This is a genomic window from Chryseobacterium indologenes, assembly GCF_002025665.1.
GTDB lineage: Bacteria > Bacteroidota > Bacteroidia > Flavobacteriales > Weeksellaceae > Chryseobacterium > Chryseobacterium metallicongregator.
The window spans coordinates 3,560,682-3,581,604 of the sequence record NZ_CP018786.1; the positions used below are offsets into that span (position 1 = coordinate 3,560,682).

Annotated in this window: 23 protein-coding genes and 1 pseudogene; 14 read left to right on the plus strand and 10 right to left on the minus strand. The window is 35.3% G+C overall.

The window, feature by feature from the left end; translation table 11 throughout:
* Positions 1-10: 10 nt before the first annotated feature.
* Together ureA and BUE84_RS15970 are read right to left on the minus strand one after the other, a co-directional pair.
* On the minus strand, positions 11-313 hold the full coding sequence (gene ureA, locus BUE84_RS15965; RefSeq protein WP_034697260.1) for an urease subunit gamma: 303 nt from the start codon (positions 311-313) through the stop codon (positions 11-13).
* Positions 314-466: 153 nt separating this feature from the next.
* Positions 467-832 (minus strand): hypothetical protein, encoded by a 366-nt coding sequence (locus BUE84_RS15970; protein ID WP_034697262.1) that lies wholly within the window; start codon positions 830-832, stop codon positions 467-469.
* Between the two features lie 406 nt (positions 833-1,238).
* Here BUE84_RS15970 and pruA point away from each other — a divergent pair, with 406 nt between their 5' ends.
* The 3 genes from pruA to BUE84_RS15985 all read left to right on the plus strand — a co-directional run bounded on the left by pruA (position 1,239) and on the right by BUE84_RS15985 (position 3,962).
* Positions 1,239-2,864, plus strand: a complete 1,626-nt coding sequence (pruA, locus tag BUE84_RS15975) for an L-glutamate gamma-semialdehyde dehydrogenase (protein ID WP_079242532.1) — start codon at positions 1,239-1,241, stop codon at positions 2,862-2,864.
* A gap of 417 nt (positions 2,865-3,281) precedes the next feature.
* Positions 3,282-3,431 carry a hypothetical protein gene (locus BUE84_RS15980; RefSeq protein WP_238594271.1) on the plus strand — a complete coding sequence of 50 codons (150 nt, stop codon included), beginning with the start codon at positions 3,282-3,284 and terminating at the stop codon, positions 3,429-3,431.
* A gap of 321 nt (positions 3,432-3,752) precedes the next feature.
* Positions 3,753-3,962, plus strand: coding sequence for a hypothetical protein (locus tag BUE84_RS15985; protein ID WP_079242534.1), 210 nt, complete (start codon positions 3,753-3,755; stop codon positions 3,960-3,962).
* A 319-nt stretch (positions 3,963-4,281) separates the two neighbouring features.
* Here BUE84_RS15985 and BUE84_RS15990 read toward each other — a convergent pair whose 3' ends face one another.
* Complete coding sequence (locus BUE84_RS15990; RefSeq protein ID WP_158521374.1) at positions 4,282-5,910, minus strand: AraC family transcriptional regulator; 1,629 nt, start codon at positions 5,908-5,910, stop codon at positions 4,282-4,284.
* Positions 5,911-6,211: 301 nt separating this feature from the next.
* On the opposite strand from BUE84_RS15990, the gene BUE84_RS15995 reads away from it, so the two are divergent.
* On the plus strand, positions 6,212-7,372 hold the full coding sequence (locus BUE84_RS15995) for a thioredoxin family protein (protein WP_079242536.1): 1,161 nt from the start codon (positions 6,212-6,214) through the stop codon (positions 7,370-7,372).
* Positions 7,373-7,443: 71 nt separating this feature from the next.
* Here BUE84_RS15995 and BUE84_RS16000 read toward each other — a convergent pair whose 3' ends face one another.
* The 5 genes and pseudogenes from BUE84_RS16000 to BUE84_RS16020 form a co-directional block, all read right to left on the minus strand.
* Positions 7,444-8,139: a hypothetical protein gene (locus BUE84_RS16000; RefSeq protein WP_079242537.1), complete on the minus strand. Its 696-nt coding sequence runs from the start codon at positions 8,137-8,139 to the stop codon at positions 7,444-7,446.
* A 213-nt stretch (positions 8,140-8,352) separates the two neighbouring features.
* Positions 8,353-9,048 (minus strand): hypothetical protein, encoded by a 696-nt coding sequence (locus tag BUE84_RS16005; protein WP_079242538.1) that lies wholly within the window; start codon positions 9,046-9,048, stop codon positions 8,353-8,355.
* 116 nt (positions 9,049-9,164) lie between these two features.
* Positions 9,165-9,404: pseudogene (locus BUE84_RS16010) on the minus strand (3-oxoacyl-ACP synthase III family protein); the annotation flags it as partial.
* A 222-nt stretch (positions 9,405-9,626) separates the two neighbouring features.
* A complete protein-coding gene (locus BUE84_RS16015) occupies positions 9,627-9,869 on the minus strand; it encodes a hypothetical protein (protein WP_079242539.1) in 243 nt (80 codons plus the stop codon).
* Between the two features lie 440 nt (positions 9,870-10,309).
* Complete coding sequence (locus BUE84_RS16020; protein WP_079242540.1) at positions 10,310-11,332, minus strand: 3-oxoacyl-ACP synthase III family protein; 1,023 nt, start codon at positions 11,330-11,332, stop codon at positions 10,310-10,312.
* A 73-nt stretch (positions 11,333-11,405) separates the two neighbouring features.
* On the opposite strand from BUE84_RS16020, the gene BUE84_RS16025 reads away from it, so the two are divergent.
* The 6 genes from BUE84_RS16025 (at position 11,406) to BUE84_RS16045 (ending at position 16,701) form a co-directional block, all read left to right on the plus strand.
* A complete protein-coding gene (locus tag BUE84_RS16025; RefSeq protein ID WP_079242541.1) occupies positions 11,406-12,305 on the plus strand; it encodes a CorA family divalent cation transporter in 900 nt (299 codons plus the stop codon).
* 104 nt (positions 12,306-12,409) lie between these two features.
* The gene (locus tag BUE84_RS16030) at positions 12,410-13,996 is read left to right on the plus strand and encodes a patatin-like phospholipase family protein (RefSeq protein WP_079242542.1); all 1,587 of its coding nucleotides are present in this window, start codon (positions 12,410-12,412) and stop codon (positions 13,994-13,996) included.
* A gap of 33 nt (positions 13,997-14,029) precedes the next feature.
* Positions 14,030-15,499 carry an FAD-binding oxidoreductase gene (locus BUE84_RS16035; RefSeq protein ID WP_079242543.1) on the plus strand — a complete coding sequence of 490 codons (1,470 nt, stop codon included), beginning with the start codon at positions 14,030-14,032 and terminating at the stop codon, positions 15,497-15,499.
* 3 nt (positions 15,500-15,502) lie between these two features.
* On the plus strand, positions 15,503-16,003 hold the full coding sequence (locus tag BUE84_RS16040; RefSeq protein ID WP_079242544.1) for a DUF2199 domain-containing protein: 501 nt from the start codon (positions 15,503-15,505) through the stop codon (positions 16,001-16,003).
* A gap of 3 nt (positions 16,004-16,006) precedes the next feature.
* The gene (locus BUE84_RS24225; protein ID WP_145953273.1) at positions 16,007-16,231 is read left to right on the plus strand and encodes a hypothetical protein; all 225 of its coding nucleotides are present in this window, start codon (positions 16,007-16,009) and stop codon (positions 16,229-16,231) included.
* Between the two features lie 17 nt (positions 16,232-16,248).
* Entirely contained in the window at positions 16,249-16,701 is a 453-nt protein-coding gene (locus tag BUE84_RS16045; protein WP_079242545.1) for a hypothetical protein, read from the plus strand.
* A 45-nt stretch (positions 16,702-16,746) separates the two neighbouring features.
* On the opposite strand, the gene BUE84_RS16050 is transcribed toward BUE84_RS16045, so the two are convergent.
* Positions 16,747-17,277 carry an NAD(P)H-dependent oxidoreductase gene (locus BUE84_RS16050; RefSeq protein ID WP_079242546.1) on the minus strand — a complete coding sequence of 177 codons (531 nt, stop codon included), beginning with the start codon at positions 17,275-17,277 and terminating at the stop codon, positions 16,747-16,749.
* Between the two features lie 91 nt (positions 17,278-17,368).
* Between BUE84_RS16050 and BUE84_RS16055 the strand changes: the two genes are divergently transcribed.
* Positions 17,369-17,746: a winged helix-turn-helix transcriptional regulator gene (locus BUE84_RS16055; RefSeq protein ID WP_079242547.1), complete on the plus strand. Its 378-nt coding sequence runs from the start codon at positions 17,369-17,371 to the stop codon at positions 17,744-17,746.
* Between the two features lie 75 nt (positions 17,747-17,821).
* On the opposite strand, the gene BUE84_RS16060 is transcribed toward BUE84_RS16055, so the two are convergent.
* The gene (locus BUE84_RS16060; protein WP_079242548.1) at positions 17,822-18,382 is read right to left on the minus strand and encodes a DNA-3-methyladenine glycosylase I; all 561 of its coding nucleotides are present in this window, start codon (positions 18,380-18,382) and stop codon (positions 17,822-17,824) included.
* A 159-nt stretch (positions 18,383-18,541) separates the two neighbouring features.
* On the opposite strand from BUE84_RS16060, the gene BUE84_RS16065 reads away from it, so the two are divergent.
* Genes BUE84_RS16065 through BUE84_RS16075 form a run of 3 tightly spaced genes read left to right on the plus strand, consistent with a single transcriptional unit; the run spans position 18,542 to position 20,917 of the window.
* A complete protein-coding gene (locus BUE84_RS16065) occupies positions 18,542-19,456 on the plus strand; it encodes an alpha/beta hydrolase (RefSeq protein ID WP_079242549.1) in 915 nt (304 codons plus the stop codon).
* Between the two features lie 17 nt (positions 19,457-19,473).
* A complete protein-coding gene (locus BUE84_RS16070) occupies positions 19,474-19,851 on the plus strand; it encodes a hypothetical protein (protein WP_079242550.1) in 378 nt (125 codons plus the stop codon).
* A gap of 52 nt (positions 19,852-19,903) precedes the next feature.
* A complete protein-coding gene (locus BUE84_RS16075) occupies positions 19,904-20,917 on the plus strand; it encodes a TQO small subunit DoxD (RefSeq protein ID WP_079242551.1) in 1,014 nt (337 codons plus the stop codon).
* The last annotated feature ends 6 nt before the right edge of the window (positions 20,918-20,923 follow it).

The window sequence follows — 20,923 nt, forward strand, 5'->3', positions numbered from 1 at the left end:
ATCAGTAGTATTAGCGGATTGGATTGTGTACGGTTACCAGCTTAGTTCCATCAGGGAAAGTAGCTTCAATCTGAACATCATGGATCATTTCTGAAACGCCTGGCATCACATCTTCTTTGGTAAGAAGGTTTGCTCCTTCCTGCATGAGTTCAGCTACTTTTTTACCATCTCTTGCTCCTTCAAGCAAAAAGTGACTGATCAGAGCTATTGATTCCGGGTAGTTTAATTTAAGGCCTCTTGCCTTTCTTTTCAGAGCGAGTTCGCCTGCCAGAAATAGCATAAGCTTCTCCGTTTCTCTCGGTGTTAAGTGCATAATATTTTTATTTAAAATTGGACAAACAATATCCGGTTCACCTCTCCGTAAAGGCAAACAGACATGTTCAAAAATGTAAATTGGGAATGATTGTTATGAGTCTGTACTCGTGAGAATACAAACCATAGCAGATCATTAAAAATTGAAAAAGAATTAGCAGCCCGCTATCTGCAGGGAATGATACAGAATGTACCTTGGTGCTGTAATATAAATGCGGTTTTGAACAGCCGCAACCTGTGTATTGTAAGTGTAACCTGCAAAGAAATAGTGCAACCACTGCTGTGCAAGTATTGAGTAATCAAATTTTACTTTCTCCCAGTCATTGGAATCCTGCACATCCTGCACATCTGAAAAACTATAGATTTCAGGTTGTGTTTGCTGATCAGATTTCTGTTGTAAAAGATGAATTTTTGAAAGGACATCAGTGTATGATTGAGTTTTCCCTTTATGTGCAAAAAGACCTGCACACAACGCTGAGAAAAATATCACAAAAGAGAAAAATAAGACTCTTTTTTTCATACCTGTTAATAATGGTGTAAAATTAGAACAATCTTATCCCTCCGGCTATCAAAAAAATTATTTAAAATGTTCAAAATCGCAACAAATGTGAATTTATATAATTTTAACACTCTGCCATAAATCCTTTATTTACAGCAATTAATAACTGTTTTTAAACTATGACAAATATTTTATTGTCCTAATTCCTATAATTATAACAAAATGATGCATTTTTTTCTAAAAGCTAAAGAATTATCAAAACATACCAGGGTTTAACAAAATCTATCATCAAAAAAAGCTTAAATATTATCAGAAAACATATTTTATATTTTATTTGACAAAAACAGATGGTATTTTTTCTTTCTTTATAATTATTGTAAATTTGTATACACATCTTATTTAATTTAATAAAATAATAAAACGTAATATGTCAAAAGCAATTTCGCAAGTACCATTAGCGGTAAACGAGCCTGTAAACTCATACGAACCGGGATCTCCGGAAGTTAAAAGCCTTATCGACACGTATAAAAAAATGTGGGCTGAAAAGGTAGAAATCCCAATGATCATCAATGGAAAAGAAGTAAAAACTGAAACAAAAGTACAACTTCAGTCTCCACAGGATCATGCTCATGATTTCGGGTTCTACTATCAGGGTGGTATGCAGCATGTGGATGACGCTATCAACGCGGCATTGGCAGCTAAAAAAGAATGGAATGAACTAGGCTGGGAACAGCGTGCAGCAATTTTCTTAAAGGCAGCTGATCTTTTGGCTGGTCCTTACAGAGATGTGATTAATGCAGCAACAATGATCGGGCAGTCTAAAAATGTACACCAGGCTGAAATTGATTCTGCTTGTGAATTCATCGACTTCTTAAGGTTCAATGTAGAGTTCATGACAGAAATGTATGCTGAGCAGCCGGTTTCTGACAATGGAATCTGGAACCGTGTTGAATACAGACCATTAGAAGGATTCTGCTTTGCGGTAACTCCGTTCAACTTTACAGCGATTTCTGGAAACCTTCCTACTTGTATGGCTATGTTAGGAAATGTAGTGGTTTGGAAGCCGTCTGACAAGCAGGTATATTCTGCAAAAGTAATCATGGATGTATTAATTGAAGCGGGTCTTCCTGCAGGGGTTATCAATATGATCTTTACTGATGGAAAGGAAACTGCTGAAAAAGTATTGGCTCACCGTGACTTCGCTGGTCTTCACTTTACAGGGTCTACAAAAGTATTCCAGGGAATGTGGAAAATGATCGGTGATAATATCCACAACTACAGAACATATCCAAGAATCGTTGGAGAAACTGGTGGTAAAGACTTTGTTATTGCTCACCCTTCTGCTAACGTAGAAGCTGTAGCGACTGCATTGGTAAGAGGTGCTTTCGAATATCAGGGACAGAAATGTTCTGCAGCTTCAAGAGCTTATGTACCTAAATCTCTTTGGGCTGATGTGAAAAAAGTAATGGAAGCTCAGATGAGCACCATCAAAATTGGTTCTCCGGAAGATACTTCTAATTTTGTAAACGCTGTAATCGATAAAAATTCTTTTGAAAAATGTAAAGGATATATCGACAGAGCAAACGCTTCAGGTGAAGCTACTGTAGCTATTGGTGGTAAAGTGGATGATTCTAAAGGATGGTTCGTACACCCAACAGTAATTGAAACTACAAATCCTCAATACGAAAGTATGGTAGAAGAGATCTTCGGCCCAATCCTTTCTGTATTTGTATATGAAGATCAAGACTGGAAAGAAACTCTTAAGTTAGTAGATTCTTCTTCTCCATATTCATTGACAGGTTCTGTATTCTCACAAGACCGTTACGCAATCAATGAAGCGTACAAAGCTTTAGAGAATGCATCTGGTAACTTCTACATCAATGATAAACCAACTGGTGCTGTAGTAGGACAACAGCCTTTCGGTGGTGGTAGAGCTTCAGGAACTAATGATAAAGCAGGTTCTAAAATGAATCTTCTAAGATGGACCTCTGTAAGAAGCGTAAAAGAAACGTTTGTTTCTCCAAAAAACTACAAATATCCATATTTAGGGTAATAAACGATAAACAATCAATGATCAATGATCATTGATAAATGATTTACAGCCTCGGAATTTTTGTTTCGGGGCTTTTTTGTGGGATACGAGATTAGAAATTCGGGTTCAAGGTTCAAGGTTACTGGCAGTTAACAAAGTACTTTCATTTCCATAACACACTCCCACTAACTCCTAATTCCTAATCCCTAATCCCTAATCCCTAATCCCTAATCCCTATTCCCTATTCCCTGCTACCTGCTACCTAACATCTTTTAACAAACTTTACCGATATTTTACGATTCTTCAGGCCCTGTTAGGAATAATTGTTGATTTTTTCATTACGACAACACCACAAAATAGAAGAATATGAAAAAGTTATTGCTAGCAGCCGTTGGAATAGGAATATTTGCAGTGAGCTGTGGAACCAAAGAATCGACAATGTCAACGAGTAGCCGGGATTCAGCGGCAGTAGGTAATACGCAAAAAAGTATGACGCCTACTACTACTGACACCATGACTACAAAAATGGCGAATCCTGATACTACCAAGATAAAAAGGGATTCTATGGCAACATCTCCTGTCAAGTAGTAATGATAACATTCAATCTAAAAATGGAAAATCTGCAGATGAAAGCTCTGCAGATTTTTTTATTTTTTATGAAGAAAAGAATTTTATCCATTTTGAGTTAAAATTTATTCCTTTTATTTTTGGTTTTGGCTACAGCCAACAGAAGGATAATTTATCTTTAGCTGGGTTAAAACCCAGCCCTATTGAATTTTAATAACAAGATCTTTTATCTTTTATCTTTTATCTTTTATCTTTTATCTTTTATCTTTTATCTTTTATCTTTTATCTTTTATCTTTTTAATCCTTATATTTGATTAACATCAACAATCAAAATTAACTATTATGAGAAAATTATGGATAGGGGCAGTTCTTGGACTTCTTTTCCTTGGAAGTTGTGCTCAAAACAAAGAGAAAAGAGAGGAATATAAAGATGCCCACAATAAAGATTCTTTAAGAAACAGGATGGGTGATTCTGCCGTAGCGAACTCCATACCTTCAACCGCAACCTCTGATACTTCAAAAGTAAAAACCGACAGTACGAAAGTTAAATAAAATCACAAATCCACAGAAATCTGTGGATTTGCACTTAAAAAAACTTGACTGAAAAAAAACCGGGCAATCAACCCCGATTATAATATATGGTTCATATTCCTGATCAGAAGAATATTTTCCTTAAAAGCTAAAAAAAGGGAATTGCAGTTTGGGCTTACTCTTATCTTGAAAGAAGAAAATAAAAATGATAAGCTGCAGCAGAATTACATCATGTCCCGTGAAACTGACGCAAAGATATACCAGCAAAGCTTTTCTTTAAAATAATAGGTTGTTCATTTTCACGAAAATGGTAAGGTAGAATAAAAAAAACAAGTTGTTTTTAATCATTTTCAGGAAAATGGACATTTTTGTCTGATTGATTTTCAGTATCCAGATATTTGATATAGGCTGATGGAGAGTGGTCTGTAACCGCTTTAAAGACGGCAGCAAATTTACTATGTGAAGAGAATCCGCATTCGTCAGCAAGGATACTTATCTTATATTGCCTGTACTTCTCATCATTGATCAGCTTATCTACAATATAATTGATTCTTAAACGATTTACATAGGTTTTGAAATCTGCATTTTTATGCTGATTGATTACATAGGACAGATATTTTGTATTGGTATTCAATTCACCTGCAAGAAAAGACAGAGACATCCCTTTATTGTTATAAAGATCACCTTTTTCAAAATCTTCAAGCAGTTCAAGCAATTTCGATTCTGTCTCGGAAGTCATCAGGGAATCATTTCTTCTTCGATCTTCTTCAGAATCTTTTTCATCAATTTCTTCCACAAATATTTTCGAAAACTCAGCATCGTCAGATTGAGCTAAAGGATAATAAGTTCTGTTACTGACCATATTTAACTGAGCTCTTATAATATTTCTGAATTTTGAACGCTGCTTTCTCTGCTTTGTCCTGAAGAAAACAAGTAAGCCTACCAGCGAGATAAACAGAATAATAATAGCTGTGTTTTTAATCAGATTCATATGCCCATCATTTTTATGACTCTTTCCTTTCAGAATCTCAGCACCTTTTGGTGTAAAACTTTGATTACGGGCCGCAATACTGTCATAAGCTCGGATATATTTCACAGCATATAGTGAAGCTTTAAAATTGTCTCCAATTCCTTCATAATAATCATTAATATTGGAATAAACAGCTTTTTTAAGCTTAAGACTTCTGGATGTATCCGCAATCTTTTCTGCTTTTTTAAGATATAACTCAGCATCTTTCCAGTTTTTCTCCTTCAGACGAATACCTCCTAAGCCATTATACACCAATCCCAGTGTACAACTTCCATTTTTCAGCAGGCCTTCTGCTTTTCGATAATAGTCTTCGGAAACAGAATAATCATTAAGCTTGAAATAGACATCTCCCAGCAGCTGATAAGAAGCTGCAGCTGTTCTGTTTTCGTTTTGGCTGTTTATTTTTTCAAAATATTTCAGAGATGACTCAATATTACGTATTGCATTGGGAAAATTCCCCATCTCCATTTCATAGAAGGCCATTTCCTGATTCAGCAGTCCTGCAGCTTCACTACTTTTCTGAAAATCAACAATCTGACCTGAAGCCTGAAGTCCTTTTACAATGTATTTTTTTGATCTTTCGTATAACCCTACCTGTCTATATTGTCTCGCAAGTAATCTGGTCACCACAGTCATCCATTCCGGATCATTGATCTGATTGATTACCGAGTGGGCATTTTCACTGTAACAGATTGCTTTTTTAAGTTCACCTGCATGATGGTATAGCTCTGAAGAGAGCACAAGGCATTTTATTTTCTCTGAAGGTTTTTGTGCCTTCATATAAAGAGAATCTGCGGTTTTGATTGCTTTGGGTAAATCTTTATAGGCGGTAACGGAAGAAGTCCTCTCACAGATGAGGTCAAAGTTATTTTTTTTCTGAGCGAATATGGGGACTGCTGTTGCCAGCAGAAATAAAAATTGCAAAAGACTTTTAGGCATAGAAAAATAAATTATTATTTTGATTTTATAATAATTCATCATTATTTTCACGGGGTGTCTTTTTGTTTTTTACAAAACTAGTGATATTTTATTTTTTATTAAAATATTATATTGAAATTTAATCATTTAACCCACAATAGTAATTTACATTAATTTTAATAATAAGACTAAAATAATAGATGATTATCTTCAATACAAGCTGATGCCTGTTTTAAAACCAAAGTTCCTGTATAATTATTTTCAATATGAACGGCTCATGTGTCATCATATTTATTACATTTGCATGGAATAAAAAGTTTTTATGAAAAAAATAGCAATACTTTCCTCAATCTTTATAGGAGCTCTTGCATGGGCGCAGGGAATTAAATTTGAAGAAGGCAATTTTGCCTCTATTCTGGCCAAAGCAAAAAAAGAAAAAAAACTGGTCTTTATTGATGCATATGCTTCATGGTGCGGGCCTTGTAAACTGATGGTTAAAAATATTTTCCCACTTCAGTCTGTAGGAGAATATTACAATTCTCACTTTATCAATGCTAAAATTGACATGGAAAAAGGAGAAGGAATTGAGCTGGCAAAAAAATATAATGTAAAAGCGTTCCCTACTTACCTGTTTATTGATGGAAGTGGTGAAGCTGTACACCGAACTTTAGGATATGTGGAAGAAAAAGACTTTATCCAGTTTGCAAAAGACGCAGAAGATCCGAACAAAAGACTTACTTCTCTGAAGCAACAGTTTGAAAAAGGAGAAAAAGATCCTGAGTTTTTAAAGAATCTTGCCGGCCTTACCATGTATAACCACGCTGAGTTTGCCGGGAAAGTTCTTAACCGTTACTTTCAACAGAAAGCAAGCTTAGATCAGGAAGATATCCAAATGCTACTTTCGGGAGTACAAACTACAGACAGTCCTTTGTACAAAATTTTCCAGGATAAAAAAGCTGATATCGTTAAATTCTTCCCGGAAGATAAATATGAAAAGTTTGATAAAAATATTAAACTGAATACTGTTTCTAAAAAAGCCTATAATCCGGATACTAAGAAATGGGATGATAACTATTTCATGACTGAAACCCAAAAATTCCTAAGCAAAGAGGAAGCTGACAAGATCTTAAAAAGAATGAAAGCCAACAGAGCTTTGAAGAATAAAGATATTCCTGAATATGAAAAACTAATTCTTGACCTTTACAAAGATTATACTGCTGCCGGTTCTGAAGAACTGAATTCTCTTGCCTGGAACTTCTTTGAAAATGTAAGCAATAAGACTTCTCTGGAAAAAGCCATTACATGGGCACAGGAATCTGTAAAGAAAGATCAGAACTTTGCCAATACAGATACTTTGGCGAATCTTTACAATAAAGTTGGTGATAAGAAAAATGCTAAAATGTGGGCTGAAAAGTCTATTGAACTGGCAAAAAGTACCGGACAGGATTCTTCTGACACGGAAAAGCTATTGAAGAGTCTTTAACAGATACTCTGATAAAAGCAAAAAAACCGCAAAACTTCAGTTTTGCGGTTTTTTATTTATTGTATATATGCTTAGTTATTATACACTAAAACCTGCATCTTAGTAAGCATAGATTCTGTATCACCATTATACCCCAAATACGTAGAAGGAACAAAATTAACAGTAGCACTTCCAGACCAGGCAGCATATTGAACTTTAAAAGTATAAGTTCCTGCTGTAAGGGTTACTGATTTCAAAAAAGTTACAGGAACCGGCATACTTGACAACGCTGTTCCTCCGGGGAAAGTTCCAGCTTTAGAGGCAAAGGCGGAAGAAATTTTCACCCCATTTTGTAAAAGCATAAAAACACCTTGACTCGAATTGCCGTCTAATAATGTTGAATACCCTAAAATAGTAAATAAAAAGGTCTGAGTTTTTCCCGCAGGAACCGTCAAAGTAATGGTAACACCCGGAACATCAATTGTTGTTCCCTGAGTAGCTGTAGCAGCAGTAGTTCCCTGAACATAATAAGCATTGTTAATTGTTCCGCTTATTGTATTCAGTGTTTGCCATGAAGGAGCTACCGCAGATCCGTTAGAAGTCAAAATCTGGCCGGAAGTTCCTGCTGATCCGGCTGTTGTGGCATTTCCACCCACGTTTATTTCATTTACAACCTGTAATGAACCATTGACATGTAAGGTTTTCTGAGGAGTTGAAGTTTGTATCCCTACTTGCGCTACATGAAATAAGGGAACTAAAAAAGCCCCAAGTAATAAATAGTTTTTCATTTTTTTGTTTTTAGAATTTTTAACATAATAAAATTACGACAAAAAGTAACCCAAAAATTCACAACGATATGAATATTTTCAATCAAAAAAAAACAAACTATATTATAAATTCTATAATTGCAAAAGCTTCACTTATAAATATTTAAAATATAGAGATAAAAGAATTAAAACTTAAAAAAAAGCCTGTGGTTTTTAGTCTTATTTTAAAAATGTTTAGTTATTATATACCAGCACCTGCATCTTAGTAAGCATGGCTTCTGTATCACCATTATAGCCTGCATAACCAGAAGGGACAAAATTAACAGTAGCATTCCCAGACCAGGCAGCATATTGAACTTTAAAAGTATAAGTTCCTGCTGTGAGATTTACTGATTTCAAAAATGTCACCGGAACAGGCATACTTGCCAACGTTGCTCCTCCGGGGAAACTTCCTGCTTTAGATGCAAATGCTGAAGAAATTTTGACCCCATTTTGCAAAAGAGTAAAAACGCCCTGACTTGAATTACCATCCGTTAAGGTTGCGTATCCTAAAATAGTAAATAAAAAAGTCTGAGTTCTTCCAGCGGGTACCGTCAAAGTAATCGTAGCCCCCGGTACATCAATTGTAGTTCCCTGACTAGCTGTAGCAGCAGTAGTTCCCTGCACATAATAAGCGCTATTGATAGTACCGCTTATTGTATTCAGCGTCTGCCATGAAGGAGCCGTCCCAGGCCCGTTGGAAGTCAAAATTTGTCCTGTCGTACCAGAAGAACCAGCTGTCGTGGCATTTCCACCTACGTTTATTTCATCTACTACCTGTAAAGAGCCATTGACATGTAAGCTTTTTTGAGGGGTTGCAGTTCTAATACCAACTTGAGCATATAGGGACAAGGAGAATAATAGAGTCCCAAAAAATAAGTGTTTTTTCATTCGTTGTGTGTTTATAGATTACCAAGACAAAAGTATATTAAAAAATATAAAAATCAGTAACAATTAATAAAAACACAACGATTTATCGAAAAAAATCTATAAAATCAATTAATTTATTAAAAAAAATAAAATTTATACAGAACACTTCCCCACATGAATCCGCTTCCGAATGCTGAAAGAAGTACAAGATCTCCTCTGTTTATTTTTCCCTGTTCGATCGCTTCACTTAGGCCAATAGGAATAGAAGCAACGATTGTGTTTCCGTATTTCTGAATATTGTTGAAGATTTTTTCGTTTGGTAATCCGAATTTCTCATGAACAAACTGAGCAATTCTAAGGTTCGCCTGATGTGGAATGAACTATTAATATGCAAAGTTTTTAAGAAACTTGAAGTATTACTTTAAAAAAGTCCAAGATAATAAATAGCCTTTCGCATTTTATTCTATATTTATTTACTAAAATTACTTTACAAATCTCTTCCCAACTCAATATTCCATACATAATTGGAAGTGATTCTTGAAGTAAAGGTAATACTTCCTCCATGGTCTGATGAAGCACTGCTCGAATGAGATGCTGTACTATGTACCCTTTGAGTACTGGAACTCCCCAACCGGAAAATCCACAAAATAAGAAGAAAGATTGCAGGATCCATTGTTATGGTCTGCTTCATACGTAAAAGTAATCATGTAAAGCCCTGGAGTAAATGTGATCTGAGAAGCTCCCGTATAAGTAACCCCACTGCCTGAACTGTTGGCTATCTCCAATACAGGAGCAAGAATCTGTGTCTGCCCAGCAGGTTGGGTACTTAAAAAATTATTCATAGTGGAATTTAATTGATAAATGGCCGGTCTTGGGATACCTAAAGTATTCAAAGTAGAAACATTCACAACAGTACTTCATTAGCTACCATCATTATAATAGATACCAGGAGTCACATTGTTAGGAGAATACCCACACTTCCCGTTTGAGCAAAAGCATGGGCTGTTAATGATAATACTACCATTGATAAAATAATTTTTTTCATCATTTCTTATTATAAATTAAACATTGTTCTTTAAAATTGTGTTTTATATTTTAAATGACTTCATTGTAATAAATAACTGAAGTTCATTATGTTGATGTAAATTTTAAACAAATTCAAAATCAACTACACAAAGATATTCAATAAAACACATCATTCAAAGCATTCCGTTGAATATCAATCAATTAATAAATAATGATTTTAAAAAAAAACGTTTAATTTATTAAATGATGAAAAAAATTAAAAATTAAACAAAACACTCCCCCAGGTGAATCCGCTTCCGAATGCTGAAAGAAGTACAAGATCGCCTCTTTTTATTTTTCCCTGCTCGATCGCTTCACTTAAAGCAATAGGAATAGAAGCAGCAGTTGTATTTCCGTATTTCTGAATATTATTGAAGATTTTTTCGTTCGGTAATCCGAATTTCTCCTGTACAAACTGAGCAATTCTCAGGTTCGCCTGATGTGGAATGAACATATCAAGATCTTCCACTGTTTTTCCTGCTTTGTTCAATGCTTCCATCATTGTTTCAGGGAATCTAGTTACCGCATGTTTGAATACAAAGTTTCCGTTCATGATCGGATATACTTCTTTATTCGTTACATTTTCAGGATCTTTTCTCATTCTGTCACTCCATCCGTATTTTGAACCCGGGAACTGAGTACAAAGATCATCAGCATATTTTCCTTCAGAATGCATATTCATCGCTAAGATATCTCCTGCATTTTCATCTTCTGATGCAGAAAGAACAACAGCTCCTGCTCCATCTCCGAAAATAACAGAAACCCCTCTTCCTTCATCAGAAAAATCCAACCCAAAAGAATGAACCTCAGCTCCTACCACAAGAATATTTTTATAAGTTCCTGATTTAATAAATGCATTGGCAACGCTCATAGAATAGACAAATCCTGAACATTGATTTCTTACATCCAATGCTCCAATGGTATCGCATCCCAACATATCCTGAAGCAATACTCCACATCCGGGAAAGTAATAATCCGGTGAAAGAGTTGCAAAAACAATATAATCGATATCTTTTGAGGTAAGCCCGGCATTCTGGATGGCTTTTTCTGCAGCTTTAAAACCTAGATAAGCACTGGTTTCCTGAGAGTCATATCTGTTTTTTCTGTGTCTTCTTTCCTTGATCCCTGTTCTTTCCGTAATCCATTCGTCATTGGTAGTCATTAGTTTTGCCAAATCATCATTGGTAACAACGTTATCTGGAACATAAAATCCCACCCCTTTTATGGTACTTTTAATCATATAGTTTTTTAATTTTGGCAAAGATAAAACTTATTTAACACATAGTTTTTCAAAATATTAGTATTTTTACTTTATGCCAATTGATACGATATACAGAACCTCCCAGTGCGAATGGGTAGATGTAGAGGCTCCTACTGCAGAAGACCTGAAATTTCTTCATGAAAGATATGAAATCAACAATCTTCTTCTGGAAGATACCATGGATCCTAATCACCTTCCGAAATATGAAGAAGACGGAAATGTAAAATTCTTCTTACTCCGTGAAAGTACAGAGCTGGAAAGAAAGAATCTGAATACCATCAGCGATATCAGCACCAAAATTGGAATTTTTTTGGTTGAAAATACCATTATCACCATCCACAGGATGAAAACCAGAAGCATCACTGAAGTCAAGAAGAAAGTGTCTTTGATTCAGGAAGATCTTAATCCTCAGCAGATCACACTGATGATTGCTATATTGATCATGAAAAGTTTTGATGATGAATCTTTAAGTCTGTTTGAAACAATGGACAATATTGAGAATGAAATTTTTCTTAAAAACACCAATCATACCAGCCAGATCCGCCGTCTTTACAAACTGAAACGAAAATCTGGATTAAATTCCCGTGTACTGGTAATTTCTACAGATGCTATTGACAAATTTAAATTACTGAATTTACAGGACTCAGAAATTGTGGATTTAAAAGATAAACATAAAGACGTGGTTGCCGATTTTGATCATTTGAATATTCAGATTACCAACCTTATTTCCATGTTCCTGGCACTTTCGGATCAAAAGGCCAATCAGGTGATGAAGGTTCTGGCAATTTATTCAGTCTATTTCTTACCCATCACTTTTATTGCTGGAGTTTACGGAATGAACTTCGATAATATGCCTGAGCTTCATCATAAGTATGGATATTTTATCACATTGGGAGCAATGGCAACCGTTGTCATCAGTACCTTTATTTATGTGAGACGAAGACAGTGGTAATTAATCTTTAATAAACGCAAAGGCTCGAAGTTTTTACTTTCAATAAAATATAACTTGGTGATTACTTTTTGTCTTTAACCTGAACACCATCAAAACAAAATACCATGACTTCTGAAAACCTCAACAAAATTCTTGAAGATCCTTCTCTATCAAAGGCATCCAAAGATAAATTGCTTGCTTTGCACGAGAATATCTCTTCCAAAGAATTCTCTGATCTCCTGGATCAGTCCGGGAATCAGTATGTAGAGTTTGTACAGGAAGGTGGTGGTGTCTGGGGAAGCGCATTGGTAGGCTATCTTTATGGACTGGAAATATTCGGAATCCGTTTTCTGAAAGTAGCAGGAACGAGTGCCGGAGCTATTAATACCATGCTTATTGCTGCCTGTAAGACCAAAGAAGAAGCTAAAAGTGAGCTTATCAAGGATATTCTTTTCAGCTGGAATTTTGCAGATTTTATGGATGGGAAAACCTATGTAAAGACCACTCTGCATGCGATGCTGAACAACAAAGACTTCTTTAGGATCAATGCTGTTATTGCCGCTATTCTTTTTATGATTCTGATCAGTATTCCCTTTCTGGCACCTTCAATGACGATCATGAATGCGAAGCTGATGTTTCTGATTCCTCTGATTCCGGCTGTCATCCTCTTTTTCTGCATCCAAAAACTATATAATAATTTCAGGAAAGAAAACAGCGGACTGAATCCCGGAAATGTTTTTCAGAATACCATGCAAAATGCGCTGGATCAGTTTGGAATAAAAACTGTTGCCCATCTCAACGAAAAATTCATCCAGAAAGAAAAGGAGCTTAATCTCAACTATCGCTATGGAAACGGCCAGGAATATTATCTGATGGCATTGCAAAGTATCGAAAAAATTAAAATCAAAAATCAGGAACACATCGACCAAACCCGATACAGAATTTTCTACGAAAGCGCCGTCAACAATGATTATTATAAAAACAATCCCTTCTACCTTCTCAAGTCTGAATATGTAGTTATTACCACAGATATCAATGCTAAAATTAAGGTAGAACTTCCTACGATGGCCAATCTCTATTGGTCTGAAGAGGAGCTGAAACACATCAGCCCGGCTGAATTTGTGAGAGCTTCTATGGCAGTTCCTTTTTTCTTTGAACCTTTTCAGAAACAGATCAATAAGGATGACGATTCTGTAAAGTACGCCTGGAAATACTGGATGAATACAAAACCTGATGATATTAATCCTGCAGGAGTTTTCATTGATGGTGGAAGTATTTCCAACTTTCCTATTGACCTGTTTCATGCGGATGAAGTTTTTTATCCGAGAATACCTCTTTTCGGGGTACAGCTGACAAGCGATTCTGCGATTCTTTCTGAAAGAGGAAAAACCAGTGAAGAAATTCTTAAAACACCATTCAGCTATGCCGGAAATATTATCAGTACTCTGAAAGGTTTTAATGATAAGACATTCCTTACCAAACATACTTTTTACCGTTCGTACAGTATACAGAGTGTCAACTGTGGTACCAGCAGCTGGCTGAATTTCTTCATGAAAAAAGAGGAAAAGGAAGAACTTTTTAACAGAGGTTTTCAGGCCGCTCTTGATTTCCTAAATACGTTCAGCTGGGAAAAGTACAAATATGAAAGAATGATGCTTACGATGAAAGAGAAAAAAATATTAAAGGAAGAAGATACGCCTACGGTTGGATAAGGATTTTTAAGTATTTTAGCTTTTTAAATAACCATGAAAAAGAGACCTGTTTTTATCCTGGGGATGGTCATGATCCTTATTTTTATTTCGATTCCTGTTATTCATGTTCTTAAAACAAAATGGAGTGAATCTGATGTTAAAAATGAAATCCCAAAAGGATATACCAATGATGCAAGCCAACTGAATTTAACGAAAATTGATACACTCATCAAAGTTCCTGATTCAAAACCCGAAATTGAAAACCAACTCCATCAGATCATAAAATATGCAAAGGAGAAGAACTTAAAAATCTCTATTGCCGGTGCCCAGCACAGTATGGGAGGGCATACCATTTACCCTAACGGAATCCTACTTAATATGCTCCCTTACAAACATATGGAACTGGATAAAAAGAACAATATTCTTACCATTGGCTCCGGAGCTCTTTGGGAAGATGCGATCAAATATCTGGACAAACATGGAAAATCTATTGCTGTGATGCAGGCTTTCAGTTCTTTTTCAGTGGGTGGATCAATGAGTGTCAACGGTCATGGATGGCAGAAAAATCTTCCTCCAATTTCTTCCAGTGTAGTTTCATTTTCACTGATGGATCAGAGTGGGAAAATTCTCAATTGCAGCAGAGAAGAAAACCCTGAGCTTTTTAAACTCGTGATTGGTGGATATGGTCTTTTCGGGATTATTCTTGACATTAAATTAAAAGTAGTTGATAATGTAGCACTTCAGTATAAATATATCCGTTTAAGTACTGATAAATATCCCAGTTATTATAAAAAATTCATCTCAGGAAACCCTGATGTCAACCTGGTTTTTGGAAGGTTGAGAATTTCTGATAAGCATTTCCTTGAAGAAGCAACCATTAATTATTTTGAGAAAGCCAATGAGAAACCTTTACCGCTTCCGCTTCAAAATGCTAAAAATGAAGAAACAAAACGCCTTGTATTCAGAAGTACAGTCAACAGTGAATATGGAAAAAGACTTCGCTGGGATCTGGAAACCGGACTGAATAAGATGACAAAAAATGCAGTATATTCCAGAGATGAGCTTCTGAATGACCATGTTTCACTCATTGAAAATAAAGACCCAAATTCTACAGATCTTCTTCAGGAATATTTTATTCCGGAGAGAAACTTCAGTCAGTTTATTAAAGATATAAAACCTGTTTTGAAAAGCTCCGGTTTAGATTTACTTAATATCACCATCCGTGCAGTGAATAAGGATGAAGACAGTTATATGAATTATGCAAAGGAAGAGGTATTTGGATTTGTATTTTTATTCAATCAAAAGAAAACGGAGAAACAGGAACGGGCCATGAAACTTCTGACCAATCATCTGGTAGATATTGCACTGAAAAACGAAGGTACTTTCTATCTTCCCTACCGCCTTCATATTGGCAGAGAGAAAATGAGAAAGGTATATCCGCAGGCAGAATCTTTTTTTGAACTGAAAAGAAAATATGATCCTTCGGAGATATTTGATAATAAATTTTACCAACACTATAAATAAAATATGACTAAATACATCTGCCAATGCTGTGGAGAAGAGAAAGAAGACTGGCCTGCAATAGCCTATTCATATCCTTATTTTTACTCCTGCTTATCTGAAGAAGAACTAAAAAATGTTGAACTCAGTTCAGACCTTTGCGTTATAAAAGAGGAAGAAAATACCCATAGATTTATCCGTACTGTTCTTGTACAGGAAGTCACAGATGATTGCAGAGATCTGGATTATGGAATCTGGGTATCCCTGAGTGAAAAGAGCTTTGATGAATATGTGGAAAATTATGACAATAAAGAATTTGAAGCTGAGTATTTCGGATGGCTTTCTACGTATCTTCCGGATTATGATTTTCAGGAAAGCATTCCTACAACGGTTGTGGTAAATAATGCTATCGGCCGTCCTTTTGTCTATCCTCATCAAAGCTATGATCATCCGTTTGTTGATGATTTTTATAATGGCATTACAAAGGAAGAAGCAGAGAAGAGAATTAATCGGATTTTAAATAAATAAAAAATGAAGTCAGTTTACAAGTATATCTTTTATATCGGATTATCATTGTTTATCCTATCCATTATAATGTTTTTTAGCTCTGTTGGATTATTTACGGCGAGAGGAAACTATCCTGAAATCATCATCAAACTAAGTGAAATTTCTTTTGTCCTATGGCTTCCTTTTCTAATCATGGGAATATTTTTAACCATTATAGGAATAGTTGGTAAACTGAGAAAAGTTCAATAAAAAAACCGGAATTGAATATGAAAAAATTTATCCTAGAAAAATTCCATATTATTCTTTTGGTACTCACTTTAGGATTAATCATATTCTGCATGGTAGACGAGAATTTATGGGTAAAAAAAATGCTCAAATCCCCTAAATATACAATTGGAGAAGCTGTTACGGATTGGCATCCAAAGAACAACAATGGTGTAGGAACAGATTACAAATATCAGGTTAGCAATAAGATATATTTTAAAACAACAAGTTATTCTTACAAAAAAGGAGATAAATTCCTCATCATTTTCGATTCTATAAAACCTAAAAATGCAAAAGTTCTTGGCATTTATTCTATTGAGAACTATCTTATAGATTTAAAAGTTCCTTCAAAAGGCTGGAAATATCAGGATGTGCCTTTTAATATTGATAGTAATACCATAAAGAAATATTTACAAGACTGGAATGTAGAACCTTTTGAATATATTCAGCAATAAAGTTGAACTCCTTTAATTCAAGAGTCCAACTTCATTTTTATATTGTTATAAATTATCCAGGAATTCCAGATACATCGGAACACTTCTGTTGATCCATTCATCGGAAGAATCTCTTTCAATTCCATAATAAACAAAAGGTTCTTTATAATCTGCCTTTATATAATCAAAAGTCAGTTCATAAGGTCGGAAAAGTTCCTTCATGGTATATTTATATTCTCCGGATGTACTGTACCCTTCTTCATCTATGCCTGCTGTAACAGCCAGTGACATTTTCTTTCCGGCAAGCTTGAAACCACTGTTGCTTCCATACGCCCAGCCATATAAAACCACCTCATCCAGCCATTGCTTTAAAAGTGGCGGACTGCTGAACCAGTAGAAAGGAAACTGAAATACAATCTTATCGTAAGATTCCATCAGCTTTTGCTCCTGAGCTATATTGATTTTTCCGTCAGGATAAGCTTCGTATAATTGATGAACAGTATATTTTTCAGGGTATTTTTTTAATTCGTCAATCCATTTTTTATTGATAACAGATTTTTCAATATCAGGATGGGTAACAATTACTAAGGTCTTCATTATGTTTAAATTTCTATTACAAAATTACAACACGTAACTTACATTTCGTACATTAGCAACCTATTGTACGGTACTATAAAAAATGTAAGTAATGACTAAAATAAAGGAAACTTCCACCAATTTTGCCAATAAAAAAGCGCTTGCCGATGAATGTCCGGAGATCTATGCTTCCAATATTATCGGGGGACAATGGGCATTGGCGATCTGCTGTTATCTGGTTAATGGAAAAATGCGTTTTGGAGAATTGAGAAAAAAGCTTCAGAACATTACAGAACGTATGCTTACCCTTCAGCTCCGAAGATTGGAAGAAGATAAAATCATCACCAGAACAGTATATGCTGAAGTTCCTCCACGGGTAGAATATGAACTTACAGAAATAGGCTACAAACTGAAGCCCATTATTCTGGAGTTTGAAAAATGGGGTAATGAGCATAAAGAACTGATGAAAGAGACTTCAAAGAATAATTGAGATTCCTACGGAATAACACAGTCTATGCATAATGTCAAATATTTCTCTTTGTCATTCCGTAGAAATCCAGCCATATTACTTAGCCGTTTTTCCCTTCCACAAAGGTTTCTGTTCTAATACTTTTGAGTGTATCGGACAGGTTTCATGGTGAGCCCCCTTGAGATATCCGGTGCTCATGAGAAACTCGTTTACAATTTCACCCCCTGTAAATTTGAAGGTTTTCTTGAATAATTTCATCCATTCCTGCAATATCATTGGATGATGATGTTCCAGCCATTTCTCGAACGAACCAAATTCCTTCTGTAATTCTATAATCGTTTTTGCATTTTCAATGGCAGCATTTATTTTCAGTTTATTCCTGATAATCCCCGGATCGCTTAACAGTCTTTCACGGTCTTCCTCCGTATAACCGGCTATTTTCTGAATATTAAAATTGTCATAAGCTTTTCTGAAGCTGTCTTCTTTTTTCAGAACGGTTTCCCAGCTTAATCCCGCCTGATTGATTTCAAGAATCAGTCTTCCAAACAACTCATTATCATCATGAATAGGAAATCCATAATAGTTATCATGGTAATTTTTGTGCAGTTCTTTTCGGCTTTCGGGCTGCATTCCTTCTATAGCTAAACAATAACTCATTGAAATATTCTGTTTAAATTCTAAATAATGTGGTAAAGATAAGACAGGTTTGTGACAACTGTACGTCAGTAGTATTTTAATATTAATAATAATTCCATGTGCTTCAGGTATTTCTTCTCAGAGAATATTTAGTAGTTTAGAGAACTTAAAAACAATATCATGAAATCTGTGTTTTCCCTTCTTTTTATTATATGTTCAGTCTTCTTCAAAGCACAGAATTTATATTCAAAAGCGTATGGAAATCCCAAAAAACCTCCCATTATTTTTATCCATGGCGGACCGAGCGGAAATGCCACTTTGTTTGAAGCAACTACCGCTCAGAAGCTTGCTGATAAAGGATTTTATGTAATTGTCTATGACAGACGTGGTGAAGGACGCTCAAAGGATGAGAATGCTACCATGACATTCAAAGAAAGTTTTGAGGATTTAAAAAGTATTTATACCACTTACCATATCAAAAAAGCCAATATTCTTGCCCACAGTTTTGGAGGAATTATCGGAACTTTATTTACACATCATTTTCCTGAGAAGGTAAAAAAGCTGACGTTGGCAGGAGCTTTATTTACCCAACAGGAAACCTATGATCATATTTTAAAACAGGCTAAAGAGCATTTTAAAAATGATCCTGCCCGGCTTAAAGAGATTTCAGAAATAGAAAGTCTGGACAAAAATTCTGCTGCTTATAGAAAAAGATGTTATGATATGGCTGGGAAACTTGGATTCTTTGATATGCTTCATCCTACTCCCGAAAGTGAAATGCTGAGAACAGAATACAAAGCAGGGGAATTTTACAAAAACAATATAAGAAATGCTGATTCTCCAATTAAATTCTATCAAAATGAACCTTTGAATAACCTGGATAACACAATAGTTTTAAAAGATATTCGAAAAAAAGGAACTCCCGTTTTTGCAGTGTATGGTAAGAATGACGGCATATTTTCAGAAAAACAGCTGAATGATCTTAAAAATATTGTCGGGAAGAACCATTTCAGGCTAATTGATAACTGTTCCCATTACTTATTTGTAGATCAGCAGGACAATTTTTTAGAATTTATTAAACTTACATTGAAATAAAATGTAGTTTTGTAATCATGCACAATTCAGGAGTCCATATGAAAACCTATAAAGCTATCATTACGATGCTTATTTTGGTGTTTTCATTATCTCCATGTTCTGTGAAAAGAAATGTTCTTGATATTTTTGACATTCAGTTCATCAGCGGACTGAATAAGATCAAAACTACCTCTTCACTTTCTTTCAGTTGTGATTCTGCATCAGCTACTTCCGGAATTTCAGTTTCAAAAAACAAAACTCAGAGCCAATACAGAAATTCTTTTTCTGAATTTTCTTTAACAACCGGAAATTCTGTTGAAAAAAAGATTTCTTTCAATAACTACTCAGGGTATTCTACAGGAAACAGCCCACCGAAGTATATTTTATTTAAAAGACTGAAGCTTAATCTGGTTTAATTTTTTTTAGCCTAATTAAAAATCAGTTTTTTACAATACAATATTAATTTCAATGAAACATATCTTAAACCGTCAGTCTTCAGAGCTGGCCGGATTATATACTTTATCCCTCCGCATGGTTATCGGATGGACCTACTTTTCAGCGTTCTGGCGCAGATTGATCCTCGAAAACAAGCTTATTCCTGATGAAAAGGGATATATCGGGGAAAAATTCAATCATTTCTTACCAAATGCTCTGGGAATAAAACCCATTATTGAATATCTTGTTACCCATCCGGATGCCTTAGAGCGCTCCATGATCATCTTTACCATTATTGAAGCGGTTGTAGGATTATTCATTATTCTAGGATTATTTACACGGTTAATGAGTATCGGAATTTTCAGTCTTGCCCTCGGAATATTACTGGGTTCCGGCTGGCTGGGAACAACCTGTCTTGATGAATGGCAAATAGGTGTTTTAGGTATTGCAGGCGGATTTGTACTGTTTCTTACAGGAAGCGGATCTTATTCTCTGGATTATTATTTCATAAAGAATAACAAAAAATTCACTCAAAAAAGAGCATTTCAATGGTTGGGATCAGGAACTTTTCCTGTCTCAAACCCAAAAGTTTTTGTGCTGGCAGGCTCCTTTATCATATTTAGTTTAACTCTTTTTACCAATCAGTATTTTCATGGAGGTGTATGGGGAACCCTGCATAATAAATCGGTAAAACCTAAGCTGGAAATTTCAAATATCTCTCATAATCATTCACAGTTAAGGTTTGAAGTCTACAGAACAGAAGGTGCTGATGTGTACGGTTCTTTTCTCATAGGTATTCATATTCTCGACAAAAACGGAAAGATTTTAAAGGAATTTGATCATAAAGAACTCTCCGGAATTCCTAAAGAAAATATACAGAATCATTACGTGGCCAAAGTAAAACCGGGAAAACACAGTCTGGTCATTCCATTGGGAGCAAAGGCTGATGTAACCGTGAGTATTGATGATATTCTTCAGAAAAGCGAAATTCATGCACTTAAACTGATTGATGTCAGCGGGATTGATTGGATAGAGAGGATTGATTAGGGATTC